Origin of the sequence: Labrys sp. LIt4, from assembly GCF_017813775.1 — a bacterium.
GTDB classification, from domain to species: domain Bacteria; phylum Pseudomonadota; class Alphaproteobacteria; order Rhizobiales; family Labraceae; genus Labrys; species Labrys okinawensis_A.
The window spans coordinates 154,154-166,990 of record NZ_JAGIPY010000003.1; the positions used below are offsets into that span (position 1 = coordinate 154,154).

General features: G+C 60.3%; 10 protein-coding genes and 1 tRNA gene. 3 read left to right on the forward strand and 8 right to left on the reverse strand.

Features of this window, described 5'->3' with window-relative positions:
- Position 1: 1 nt before the first annotated feature.
- Both J8I29_RS06630 and proS read right to left on the reverse strand, forming a co-directional pair.
- Positions 2-1,297, reverse strand: a complete 1,296-nt coding sequence (locus J8I29_RS06630; protein ID WP_105864679.1) for a lipoprotein-releasing ABC transporter permease subunit — start codon at positions 1,295-1,297, stop codon at positions 2-4.
- A gap of 268 nt (positions 1,298-1,565) precedes the next feature.
- A complete protein-coding gene (gene proS, locus J8I29_RS06635) occupies positions 1,566-2,885 on the reverse strand; it encodes a proline--tRNA ligase (protein WP_209431038.1) in 1,320 nt (439 codons plus the stop codon).
- 918 nt (positions 2,886-3,803) lie between these two features.
- Here proS and cysG point away from each other — a divergent pair.
- Both cysG and J8I29_RS06645 read left to right on the forward strand, forming a co-directional pair.
- Positions 3,804-5,231 (forward strand): siroheme synthase CysG, encoded by a 1,428-nt coding sequence (cysG, locus tag J8I29_RS06640; protein WP_209431039.1) that lies wholly within the window; start codon positions 3,804-3,806, stop codon positions 5,229-5,231.
- 111 nt (positions 5,232-5,342) lie between these two features.
- Positions 5,343-5,678 (forward strand): hypothetical protein, encoded by a 336-nt coding sequence (locus J8I29_RS06645; protein ID WP_209431040.1) that lies wholly within the window; start codon positions 5,343-5,345, stop codon positions 5,676-5,678.
- Positions 5,679-5,808: 130 nt separating this feature from the next.
- Here J8I29_RS06645 and J8I29_RS06650 read toward each other — a convergent pair whose 3' ends face one another.
- From J8I29_RS06650 to J8I29_RS06670, 5 genes are all read right to left on the reverse strand, one after another.
- The gene (locus J8I29_RS06650) at positions 5,809-6,195 is read right to left on the reverse strand and encodes a hypothetical protein (RefSeq protein ID WP_209431041.1); all 387 of its coding nucleotides are present in this window, start codon (positions 6,193-6,195) and stop codon (positions 5,809-5,811) included.
- A 336-nt stretch (positions 6,196-6,531) separates the two neighbouring features.
- Positions 6,532-7,635: a site-specific integrase gene (locus tag J8I29_RS06655; RefSeq protein ID WP_209431042.1), complete on the reverse strand. Its 1,104-nt coding sequence runs from the start codon at positions 7,633-7,635 to the stop codon at positions 6,532-6,534.
- 211 nt (positions 7,636-7,846) lie between these two features.
- A complete protein-coding gene (locus J8I29_RS06660; protein ID WP_209431043.1) occupies positions 7,847-8,803 on the reverse strand; it encodes a DUF3102 domain-containing protein in 957 nt (318 codons plus the stop codon).
- 263 nt (positions 8,804-9,066) lie between these two features.
- Positions 9,067-9,141, reverse strand: a tRNA-Arg gene (locus tag J8I29_RS06665).
- A 7-nt stretch (positions 9,142-9,148) separates the two neighbouring features.
- Positions 9,149-9,307: a hypothetical protein gene (locus J8I29_RS06670; protein WP_209431044.1), complete on the reverse strand. Its 159-nt coding sequence runs from the start codon at positions 9,305-9,307 to the stop codon at positions 9,149-9,151.
- A gap of 504 nt (positions 9,308-9,811) precedes the next feature.
- Between J8I29_RS06670 and J8I29_RS06675 the strand changes: the two genes are divergently transcribed.
- Entirely contained in the window at positions 9,812-12,160 is a 2,349-nt protein-coding gene (locus J8I29_RS06675; protein ID WP_209431045.1) for a hypothetical protein, read from the forward strand.
- A gap of 382 nt (positions 12,161-12,542) precedes the next feature.
- Here J8I29_RS06675 and J8I29_RS06680 read toward each other — a convergent pair whose 3' ends face one another.
- The gene (locus J8I29_RS06680) at positions 12,543-12,803 is read right to left on the reverse strand and encodes a hypothetical protein (RefSeq protein ID WP_209431046.1); all 261 of its coding nucleotides are present in this window, start codon (positions 12,801-12,803) and stop codon (positions 12,543-12,545) included.
- Positions 12,804-12,837: the final 34 nt, after the last annotated feature.

Sequence of the window (12,837 nt, forward strand, 5' to 3'; positions counted from 1 at the left end):
CTCAACCTCCCCTCAACGCTTCGACCGGGTCGAGCTTGGCCGCCCGCCAGGCGGGGTAGAGCGTGGCCAGGAAGCACAGGATCAAGGTGGTCACCACCACCACTGTCACTTCCGTCGGATCCGTCTTGGCAGGCAGGCGCGAGAGGAAATAGATCTCGGACGCGAACAATTGCGTATTGGACAGCCAGGAAATGAACTCCTGGATGTTCTCGATATAGCGGCACACCAACAGCCCGAGCAGCAGGCCGAATATGGTGCCGAGCAGGCCGATCGCCATGCCGGTGATGAAGAAGATGCGCAGCATCGCTCCGCGTGTCGCGCCCATGGTGCGCATGATGGCGATGTCGGTCTGCTTGGACTGCACCAGCATCACCATGCTCGAGACCACGCCCAGTGCGGCCATGATCACCAGGATCAGCAGGATCATGAACATCACGTTGCGCTCGACCTGGAGCGCCGTGAAGAAAGCCGAATTGCGCTGGCGCCAATCGACGATCGAGACCGGCCGCCCGGCCCCCGCCTTGATCGCCTCGCTCTCCGACTGCACATGATCGGGGTTCTCGATATAGACCTCGATCGCCGTCGCATCGCCGTCACGGTTGAAATAGGCCTGCGATTCCTGCAGCGGCATGATCACGAAGCCGCTGTCGATATCGGACATGCCGACCTCGAAGGTGGCGACCACCGGATAGACTTTCATGCGCGGCGTGGTGCCGAAGGCGGTCTGGTCTCCCTTCGGCGAGATCAGGGTGATGCCATCGCCGATCTGCAGGCCCAGCGAGGATGCAAGCCGGGCACCGATCACCACGCCCTGCCCCTGGTCGAAATTGTCCAGCGTGCCGTCCTTGATGTTGTTGGCAAGCCCCGGCAGGCGCTTGAGATCCTCAAGCTTCATGCCGCGCACCAAGGCTCCGCTCGCCGAGAAGGGCGAAGACACCAGCACCTGTCCTTCCACGAAGGGGACAGCCAGGGTCACGCCGGGCACCTTGGCGATACGACTGGTGACCGCGTCGTAATCGGTCAGCGGCGTCTCATAGGGAGAGACAACGATATGGCCATTGAAGCCGAGGATCTTGGACTGCAGTTCCACCCGAAAGCCGTTCATCACCGACATCACGATGATAAGGGCGGCGACGCCGATGAGGAAGCTTAGAAAGGACAGGACGGCGATCAGCGAGGCCACGCCGCCCTTGCGGTGCGGCATCAGATAGCGCAACGCCACCATCCACTCGAAGGCGGAGAAAGGCGGCGTTCCGGTCGGTTCCGACGATGTCGTGGCTGAAGCAGACGCGTTCATGGCATTCCAGGTGGGGCGCGAGGCCCCTTACTCCGCGAGAATCGCGGCGTTTGCACGGCAAAAATTCAGCGATGCCCAGCTTTGCCACGGCTTTTTGACGCTCCAACCGAGGCACCTTCGACGAAGCGACACAATGATCTTTTTAATTAGTCCCTATAATTCAAATAGATACGAGAAACTCCTGATCAATCACAAAAATGCCGCGAGCGCAAGCCCGCGGCATCGATGATATTCCTTCCCCGGCCGAGGTGGGGCCAGGCCAGTCGAGTCAGCCCACCAGCACGAGCGCATCCGACGGCGTCAGCAACTGGCGTTCGCCGGTGCGGCGGTTCTTCACTTCGACCTTGCCCTCCGCCAAGCTCTTGGGACCGACGATGATCTGCCAGGGCAGGCCGATCAGATCCATCTTGGCGAATTTGCCGCCAGGCCTTTCATCGGTGTCGTCGAGCAGCACGTCGATCCCCTTGGCGCCAAGCTGGAGATAGAGATCGCCGCAGGCCGCATCCACCGCACTGTCGCCCGGCTTGAGGTTGATCAGGCCGACCTTGAACGGCGCGATCGCTTCAGGCCAGATGATGCCGGCTTCGTCATGGCTGGCCTCGATGGCCGCGCCGGCGACACGGGTCGGACCGATGCCGTAGGAGCCGCCGTGCACGGGAATGAGGGAACCGTCCGGCCCGGCCACGAGGGCCTTCATCGGCGTGGAATATTTCGTGCCGAAATAGAAGATATGCCCGACCTCGATACCGCGCGCCGAAACCTGCTTGTCGGCCGGCAGGGCGTCGAAGGCCGCCTTGTCGTGCTTCTCCTCGGTTGCCGCATAGAGTGAGGTCCACTGGTCGACGATCGCTTGCAGCCCGGCCTTGTCGTCGAAATCCGTGCCAGCCGAAGGCGGCGCCATCGACAGATAGTCGCGATGGCAGAACACTTCGCTCTCGCCCGTCGACGCCAGAATGATGAATTCATGGCTGAGATTGCCGCCGATCGGGCCGGTATCGGCTACCATCGGAATGGCCGTCAGGCCAAGCCGCGCGAAGGTGCGCAGATAGGCCACGAACATCTTGTTGTAGGAATGCTGCGCGCCGGCCTGGTCGAGATCGAAGGAATAGGCGTCCTTCATCAGGAACTCTCGGCCGCGCATCAGGCCGAAGCGGGGGCGGATCTCATCCCGGAACTTCCACTGGATATGGTAGAGGTTGAGCGGCAAGTCCTTGTAGCTGCGTACATAGGCACGGAAGATCTCGGTGATCATCTCCTCATTGGTCGGCCCATAGAGCATCTCCCGCTCCTGGCGATCCTTGATGCGCAACATCTCCTTGCCGTAGTCGTCATAGCGCCCGCTTTCGCGCCATAGATCGGCCGATTGGACGGTCGGCATCAGCAACTCGATGGCGCCAGCGCGATTCTGCTCTTCGCGAATGATCGCATTGATCTTGTTCACCACGCGCAGGCCGAGCGGCAGCAATGCATAGATTCCAGCCGCTTCCTGACGGATCATGCCCGCGCGCAGCATCAGACGATGGGAAACAATTTCTGCTTCCTTCGGCGTCTCACGCAGAATAGGCAGGAAATAACGGCTCAAACGCATAGGACAGACCTTCTCCAAACTGCCGGCGAACCTTAGCTGCGCCGGGTAACACATGTGGCGAAATCGCGATTCAGGATAAAAAGGCGCGCCTGATCGAAACCGCCGCACGCCTGTCCGGCAAATCGCTTGCGATCGCCAGTTCGTGGCAGCTTGACCCGATCCCTCGCAAAAACACAAGGGTAGGACCAGCAAAACCGCTATTATTTGGCAATTTATGGGCTCCGCGCGGCAAGCGTGATGAGACCTGCCTGCTCATCACCTTGCGCATGAACGGCGCAGCCTAGCGAAACGACGCGCACAAATTTTAAGCAAAGATATTAATTTTGTGCCGATTGCTGCACAAAGACGTGACAAGCAAAAAAACTTCGTCTAGCGTCCCTCCCGTCAACGACAGGGCATCCGAGCTCAGCGATGAGTAGAAGGAAGTCAGGGTCCAAGTCTTGGGAGGAAGCCCGCAGGCGCCGCCGGTGAATGAACCGTTGTCGAGCAGCCGTCCTGACACTTCAAACAGCACAAAGATGCGTGAAGGAAGTCTCAGGAAGATGGGTTAGGACGAGGTCTAGAATGAGGCGAGGCTCGCGAGAGCCTCGCCTTTTTTCGCTGATGTTTGCGTAACGGCATGTTGCATCATGCGGGCTCGTCATGACAATGGCATGACAATGTCGGATCGGCTGAACCTGCGTCGCAACGGCGACAGCGTCGCCGGTTAGAATCGGGTTTTCCCGTAGCAATTCCTCCGGCGCGGACCGCGGACTCGCCCGGAAGGAACCTGCCGCATCCCAACGCCGCTTCGCATTGTCTGCCCGACCGATTTACTTTAGCCTCTGCTGGCTGTGTGACGTGCGGCAAAACTGAGGCGAAGGCCGGCAGTTATCGGCGCCTCCCAGACCTGTATTGAGCACGTTGAGCCTGTGATCGATGAGCCGTAATCCTGTCTCGCAACCCGCGCGCATCGCGCCGCTGGCGGTATTGCCGGTATTCTATCGCCTGACCGGCAAACCCGTACTGGTCATCGGCGCGACCCAGGCCGCTTTGTGGAAGGCCGAGCTTCTGGCCTCGACCGGCGCCGAAGTCCGTATCGCGGCGCCTGAGGCGAGCGACGCCCTGGCGCAATTATGCGCCCGCGAGGACGTGGCTGTCCGCCACCTCGCCCGCTCCTGGCATGAGGCCGACCTCGACGGCATCACCCTGGTCATCGCCGATGTCGAAGACGACGAGCAGGCCGCCCATCTTGCCGCCGCCACACGCCGGGCCGGAACGCCGGTGAACATCGTCGACCGGCCGGCCTTCTGCGATTTTCAGTTCGGCGCGGTGGTGAACCGCTCGCCCCTGGTGGTGGGCATTTCGACCGACGGCGCCGTTCCCGTCTTCGCGCAGGCGATCCGCAGCCGAATCGAGATGCTGCTGCCGACGGGCTTTCAGAAATGGGCGGAGGCCGCGCGCAACTGGCGCCCTCTGGTGCAGGCGCGGGACCTCTCCCTTCAGGCCCGCAGAGCGATCTGGGAGCGTTTCGTCAATGCTGCCTTCCGCCACCCCGATCGCGTGCCGGGCGAAACCGAACGCGCCGGCCTTGTGGCCGCGATCGAGCAGCAGGAAAGAAACCCGGCCGAGGGCAGCGTCGCCCTTGTCGGCGCAGGCCCGGGAGATCCCGAACTGCTGACCTTGAAGGCGGTGCGCGCCCTGCAGTCGGCAGACGTCGTCCTGCATGACGACCTCGTCTCGCAGGAAGTGCTCGACTTCGCGCGCCGCGAGGCCGAGCGCATCATCACCGGCAAACGTGGACATCGCCCCTCCTGCAAGCAGGACGACATCAACGCGCTCATGGTTTCACTGGCCCGCGACGGCAAGCGCGTGGTGCGGCTGAAAGGTGGCGACCCCCTGATATTCGGACGGGCCGGCGAGGAAATCGCCGCCTGTCGCGCGGCCGGCGTCGCCGTCGAGGTCATTCCCGGCATCACAGCGGCTTCCGGAGCTGCCGCGAGCCTGGAGGTCTCCCTTACCCATCGAGACCATGCCAGGCGCCTGCAATACATCACCGCCCATGCCAAGAACGGCAAGCTGCCGGACGATCTCGATTGGAAGGCACTGGCCGACCCTGCCGCCACCACCGCCATCTATATGGGCAAGCTTGTCGTCGCCGAGGTCGCCACGCGCCTGCTCGAAGCCGGCATGGCCGCCGATACACCGGCCGTCATCGTGGAATATGCCACCCATGCCCGCGAGCGCCGCTTCCACACCACGGTCGGCGAAATGGCCGCTGTTTTTACCGCCAACCAGCTGGACGGCCCCTGCATCATCCTGTTCGGGCAGGCCATGTCCGAGGCAAGGCCGGATGGAGCACGCTGAACGGCTGCCTTCTGCGCGGTACAGCTTCCGTTAAGGAAAGATTTGCGACCATCGCGCCATGGTGGATTGCAGATTCGCGCCCGCCGGGCGCCTGAACGACAGGAGTTTTTCATGAAGAAATTGATTCTCGCGGCCGCCCTGGCCACGATCGGTTTTGCCGGCCTTTCCACCGGCGCCTCGGCCATGCCCGCCGTTCCGGCCATCGGCGCAGATGCCGGCATTGCCGAGACCGTAGTCTATGGTTGCGGGCGGGGCTATGTCCCCAATCGCTGGGGCCGCTGCGTGCCCAACCGCCCTGCTCCCGGCTACCGTCCCGGCCGCTTCTTCCCGGCCACTCCCGGTTATCGCCGCGGGCCGGTGCCGGCCAATCGCAGCGGCTACGGCCGGCCCTGCCCTCCCGGCACGCGTCTGGGCCCGCGCGGCGGCTATTGCCACCCCGTCTACTGATCGGCATGAGGTTTCACCGCCTCGCCAAGCCGGCAAGGTCGATCCTTGCCGGTTTTTTGCTGTCGCCGGGGACGTTCGCCTCAAAGGCCAGCACCTGCATATTTTCGCGGTTTGGCCAGTTGAACCGGGATCACCAGTCCGACACGCAGCGGCCGTACAGTCCCGGATACCTGCCGGGCGGGCAGCGGCGCGGAAGGGCCCAATAGCGCGGGCCGTCGTAATAGCCAGGCCCGTCGAAGTAGCCCGGACTGTCGTAATAATAGCGACGCACATAATATCTCGGTGCCTCGGCATACCCGTCGTCGTAACGCGGTCCCCGATAGCCCCGGCTGTTGGGGACACAGCGTCCATAGCTGCGGTAGTAATTGCGCGGGCAGCCATCCGCCACCGTTTGCAGCAGTGGATTTTCTGCGCCGGCTGCAGGCGCCAATGGCATGGCTGAAGCAGGCGCCGCAGCAAGGCCTGCTGAAGCAAGGCCCATGGCCGCAGCACAGGCAGCAATAATCCATTGTCTCATCACACGCTCCTCGAGCCAATCCAGCGCGGTATAACGCCGAGCAGGAAACGTTCGTTCCACGCGGCGGCGATCCCCTCTTCCAGTGTATGGCGGCAACCGGGGCATTCATAGACAGGCGGGAATTCTTCCTCATATTTCTGGTTCGGCGCACCTCGCCTGCCCGCCCCGTGCATTTCGTGTCTCTCATATGACGAGAAACTGAAATCGGGGCTTGCGCATCAGAGCGAAAAACCCTATTCAGCCCACGCTCAATGAGCGTCGGAGCGTAGCGCAGCCCGGTTAGCGCACTAGTCTGGGGGGCAAAGAGCCCAACAGAAAATCACGCCCAGAAATCAATTACTTAGCACCTCCCTTTCGCTTGGTTCGGGATTTTGTCCGGGATTCCGCGGCGCCATCCATCGCGGCGCGCACGTCGTCGTCGAGTGCGTGGGCGTACTTCGCCGTGGTGCTGATGTCGGAGTGACGAAGCAGGCGCTGCACCACCTTCAAGTTGCTTGCGCGCAGGAGGTTGGTTGCGGCGGTGTGGCGATTATCGTGAAACCGGTAGTCCAAGATTGCAGCATCAAGCTTGGCTCTCCGCCATTCGGATTTCAGGCCCTCACGAGTCATCGGGTATCGCTCACCCTTCGTGTGGCCCATGACGCGCCGCTGGGCCACATAGGTGAACACGAATTCCTCATGATGCCCCTGCATTGGGAAGAGCAGTTCGCGAAGGGCCGTCGATATCGGAATGGTGGCGACCACCCTACCCTTGCCGAGCACGGTGATTTTCTTTGTGCCCCAATCAATGTCTTTCCACTTTAGGCCAGGAAATTCCTTGCCAGGCACGATCTCGCACATGCGACAGCCAGATAGCAGCGCGAAGAGAATAACCGGATGATAGTCCTCTCTCACTGCCTCAAAGAGGCGAACCTCTTCTGACCCTGACAGGACCCGTACCCGTTCCTTGGGTTCCTTGAGCTTGTGGCGCTTCCAATCAATGCGCGCCACCGTCTGTCCCCACATGTCGCGGGCGCGGTTCAGTATCTTCTGAAGCTGTTCCGTCATGCTACGGTTGACGGTGGCCGGCGCGACGCCCTGCCCTCGCCGGATTGCAACTAGCTTCGCCACCGTGTTGTTGTCGATTCGGGCGATGAGCGTATGGGAGCCGATCTCCCGATCCAGCCATTCGATCGCCCATTTGCAGTTCTTAGCGCCATCGCCCTTCAGGTACTGGCCATGCTCGATGTAATAGCGAGCACCAGCTACGGCGAAGGTCATGGGCGCGTTTTGGACGGCTAATGCCGCCTTGGCTTCTGCTCGCCGTTTGTCCTTCTCGTCCCGTTCGAACCGCTCAGCATCACGCTTTGCAGTGCAGCCTGTAGACCCGGTGAACCGAACTCCACGGATTTGGAAATCGTAGTGATAGTAGGGGCTCTTGCGGGGCTGATAGACTGACATGGCACTTCGTACCTTCGGCGGCTGTCCTTGAATGTTTCGAGGTCGGCAGGATCTATCATACGCCTCAGGCGCACCCGGCCAGTCCCCACTATGATGCAGGCGAGTTCACCGGCTTTGATATGCCGGTGAAGAGTTCTAACGCAGATGCCAAGCGCCTCTGCGGCCTGCGGCAGGTCCAAAAGACCGCCGGGGTTATCATTCGCTGCGTGCATCAGGCGGGCTCCTGATGCACTGGCTTGTGGTCGCGCTGGATGAACAGAGGCGGCTCCCATTCCGATGATGGGGCAGGGGCCGGGTTATGCAAGACGGTAGTGGCCGGTGCTGGCTTGGCGTTCTCCACGGTCTGCTTAAGGGTAGCACGTAGATCAGCGGCACCGGCCACCTTGGCAGGAGAAGCAACGGCAGGGGCCGGGCGCTTTTTGTGGAACTCGACCTTCTGTTCCGGTGTCAGGGCGTCGTATGCGGCGAGCGCACATTCAAGGTGATTGTCTGACAAAGGCGCGACTTGCGCCTTTAGATCGGCAACTTCCTTCTTTAGGCGCTCTACGGCCGCCTCCGCGAACATGCGCTTGCCGTTCTCGTCATTGGCGCGCTTTGCAGCAATGTTTGCGCGTGACTCCTGCGCCTTCAGCTTAGAGCGCAGGTCAGCCGTGAAGTCCTTGCGACCTCCGGCCCGCAGTGCAGCGTTCTCTTCCCGAAGGGCCACTAACTGCTTAACCGCGCTCGCGGCGTCATCTTGCGTGAATTTGTACCCCGTCTGCTTGGGCGCCTTGGATGGCGCCTTCATCGACTCGATTTCTTTTGCAGTCGGGCGCTCGCCCTTGGACACTCGCTCAATAACTGCAGCGCGAACATCCGGTGAGGTAGAAGGAGCCGCCAGTGCCCGAAGGGCATATTGTGACAGCTGTTCCAAATCCGTCCGATTGGTCGGATTTGAATCGATCATGTCCGCGATGCTCATGAGACGTTGGGCTGTTCGCTCGGACATCCCGAATTCGGCATCGATCCACTTCAGGAAGTGGCCATGACCAAGCGCGGCCTTCTGCTCGCGGAGATCACGGCCGGTTTCAATGAAGGCTGTATTGATGCGGTCCCGGATGCGGTCGGCGGCCTGTCGAGCGGCCTCGGCAACGGCGGGAGCCATGTCGTTGTATATGCTGATCTGCATATTCTATTGCCCCGAAAATTAGACGCAAAAATCCGCGCCGTGCCGTCGTTACGGCATGGTTCGAAAACTGTCTGACATCCTGCTTACCGTCGGGGCTGGCCTCTCGTGGGGCAGCTCCACGCGGTGATAGGACTCGATCGGTGAGAGATCAAATTACGTGGCTGCAATGTTGCTGACATGTGTGTGAGCACCCCTGCCTGGCCGAGCAGCAAACAGGTCGGAAAATTTGCCGACCTTGCCAGCAGTGGGCGGCATGGAGATGGTGGCAGCCACGCCCGGAATCGAACCGGGATCGACAGCTTAGAAGGCTGTTGCTCTCTCCGTTGAGCTACGTGGCCGTTGCGGTCACTTGCCGGCTGCAATATCCTGACAGGCCGATGCGAGGTGGGCGAACAGCTTGGCCGGATCGGGGTGACTGTCCCACATGAGCGCGATGTATGAGAACATCTTGGCGAGTTCGTCCCAGGTGGGAGGCGCGGGTTCGTTAACCTTATTCTGGGGCATTGCTTGTCTCCCGTCGTCAATTTCGATACTCTAGGTATTATTCGATTCCTGAGGAATCGTCAATACCTGAGGTATTAAATTGTTAATCAGCGAGCAAGTTCGCGCCGCGAGGGCGCTTATCAGATGGGAGCAGGCAGATCTTGCGAACGCCTCCGGCGTGTCACTCCCCTCAATCAAGAGACTTGAAACACAGCCAGGCCCGCTCGCTGCTCAGCCCCGCACCATCGCCGCCATCCGCAGCGCCCTTGAATCGGCAGGCGTTATCTTCGTTGACGAAAATGGCGAAGGGCCTGGGGTGAGGCTCAGAAAAGAGCGGCCGGCTTAGGCACCTACTGCCCAAATCCTGTGAATTTCGACATTTCCTAAAGGAAATCCGCTCGCAAATCGGATATCGAGCGGTCTCGGCCTAATCAGTCGCGTCTACGACTACACTTCCGATACCACCACCACGAAGGAGCCCACCATGACCGCTCAAATAAGAGCAAAGTTACGAAATGGGACTCCATGTCTGAGATATACACACCCTTCGAATTCTCACAAAAAATTTCAAACTACTGCCGAATAAAAATATTCCCTCGGTTCGAGGCTAACGATTACGACAAAATCAAATCCTACCTGCTGGATTTAATCGGCGGGAGAAAATCGCTACCCCTCAAAAACGGTCATCTCGACTGGCCGGGGATTTCACGCGCTTGCGGCGTGAAGCGGGAACACCTGGCAGAGGGCCGCATTGCTGTACGCCCAGCGCTTGAAGCAATTCAGCGCACGTTGCCGCTATTGGATCGAGGCGAGAACCTTAATCCGGCTGCGGCAAAGGCTAAGGCGGGTCGCCAAAAGGGGGCGCGACCGGTTTCTACAGGCGCATACCGATTGACAGCAGGCACGTCTGCCCTCCCCTTGCGCAGGCCGGTGGAGCGCAAGAAGACCGGCATACCGCCTAAGCCTGTTGTGGAGTTCCCGAAGGCGCTCACTGACTCCTGGGAAGATCCTGCGTCCTTCCACGAGGCACTGACCCTGCACGTCCAGCGTCACGGGGAAACATACTGGCACCTGCATCGTGCCGTTGTGGACGCTGACGAAAAGACCGATCGCAAGACCATTGAGAGCTGGATGAAGGGAACCAAGATTCCCCGAAGTGTCGACAGCATGGAGATCCTGTCGCGGATCGAGCGACGCTACCAGTTGCCAGAAGGCTACTTCAAGGGAAAGCTGCCCAATCAATCCCGCGCTTCGACTGGCTTCTCGCTTGATGACATATCCCCTGCGGAGCGCCGTCGCATGGCCTGGCACTTACCAGACGAATTCAACTTCCTGCCCTTCGATAAACAGGAAGAGATCGTTGAATGGGTGAGACGCGTAATTATCAGTGGTGCCACTGATTATCGACGGTTCCAAGCCGCAGCGATGAAGCAGCGATATGCGATCCGATTCCCTGGGATCATTTATGGGCGTTCCGGTGGATTTGGCCTCGGTGAGTCCGATTCCGATTCTGAGACGAGCGGGCCGCCAGATGTCGACCCCGAGCTTTTTTCCGGTGTCGTCGACGCTCCCCCTCGCCTACGAATGGAAATGGCGGAGCTGATAAGCTTCAAAACATCGACGCTGACGGCGTTCGGGTTACAGCGCAACGGCGTGTGGGGCGAAGAGACTGCATCCCAGAAGCTTGAACACCTAGGCCTTATGTTGGGCGCCTTGGCCGCCTCTCCCAATGGCGAGATTCGAGGGCTCGGTATCCCACACTCGCATCTGACTTTGGCACTACTGGCCTTCCCTGGCGTCTGGGACTGGTACCTGCAATGGCGAGAGCGTCGCCGTGGGTTCTACACCTCATGGGAAGTCGACATGCTGCGCATCGCTCTGGCACTGACCCGCGAGGAAACGGGGTGGCTCAGGCAGCACGGTCAGCTTGTGCACCGGGTGCGGCCGGTCGCTGGGCTGGTCAGTGCCGAGGAAATCGAGCGGGCGAAAACCGATTGGCACCGGGCTTGTGACGCGTTCTACAAACACGCAACGGCTCGCGTGCGGGAGATTGATAGGGTCGCCCGAGTCCATAGAGATCCGTTCGAACCGATCATGCCGATTCTAGAGGCGCCGAGCCCCGTCGGGGAATACCGCAAGATCACCGACGAGATCCTGCGACGCATTCCCGATGAACGGCGATATCCTCGCGCTGCGGCGGAGGCCGTCCGATCGTTCCTACTACTCCGACTGGGGCTACATCTCGGCTTGCGCCAGAAAAACCTCCGGCAGCTCATGCTGTGCCCTCGTGGCCAGGCCCCACGAACAGAGCGGCAACTGGAAGACATGAAGCGCGGTGAACTCCGCTGGAGCGAACGAGACAGCGGCTGGGAAGTGTTGATTCCGGCAGTCGCGTTCAAGAATTCCAATTCCTCATATTTCGGGAACAAGCCCTTTCGCCTGATACTGCCGAACGTCGTCGACCTTTACGACCAGATCGAGGCCTATATCAGCCGCCATCGGCGCGTCTTGCTTAGAGGCGTAGCTGATCCCGGCACATTTTTCGTGAAGACGGTGAAGCTCACCAGCGGTGATGCCTCGTATGATCAGAACACGTTCTATGAGGCATGGCGCCTGACGATCCAGCGCTATGGCGTCTACAACCCGTATACGGGACGCGGCGCAATCAAAGGGCTCCTACCTCACGGCCCGCACAATGTGCGCGACGTACTGGCAACCCACATCCTGAAGCAGACAGGTTCCTACGAGCAGGCCAGCTACGCCATTCAGGACACACCGGACATGGTCGCGCAGCACTATGGGCGCTTCCTGCCCCAGGATAAGGCCGCGCTGGCGGCGAAGATCCTGAATCAGGTTTGGAGGGATGACGGTTAGGAAGAAGCTATAAAAAATAACCCGGCGCGGACGGCCGGGTACTTAGTTACATGACAATGAGCGCGCCCGTCAGAAGGGGGACCGCCGGCAGGCGCGCTAAACCATCGGACAGACTGTCATGTGCTGCAACCCGATGACCTTGGCAGGACAGGGATTGTGGAAGGACGACAAAAAAGGACTATCGGTTCCCCGAGACAAGGCGCAGTCCGACCGCGCAAACCTCAAGGAGCCGGACCGCGCCCACCGATCGACGATGGGGTCTTAAGTTCCCCAACTGTCGGACCGGATACAGCAACACGCCTTCGCGATCAGGATGTTCATTCCCCAAACCGAAGGTCTATCAGCAACAAGGAACGTAACTGGTCCTCCGAACCGCTGTCACTTAGAATTCAACCCAAACGCCACTACGCCAATAGCCACGCCCTTCATGTTCGCGCCAGCGGTAATGCTCACTCTCTTTCCAGCGCCAATCATCGGGGTGGACCATGAGCTTGAATTCCGGTTTGTACTCGTAGGTTTCCCTCACGTGCCAACAATCGCCGTCTTCGTTACAAACGACGCGAGCGGAGGCGCCAGTTACGAATAGCCCCATCACGCCAGCACTGATCAAGGCCGCCAAGGAGATCTTTCGATACGTCGCCATAGGAACCTCCATCTGTCTATCGAGACGGCCTACC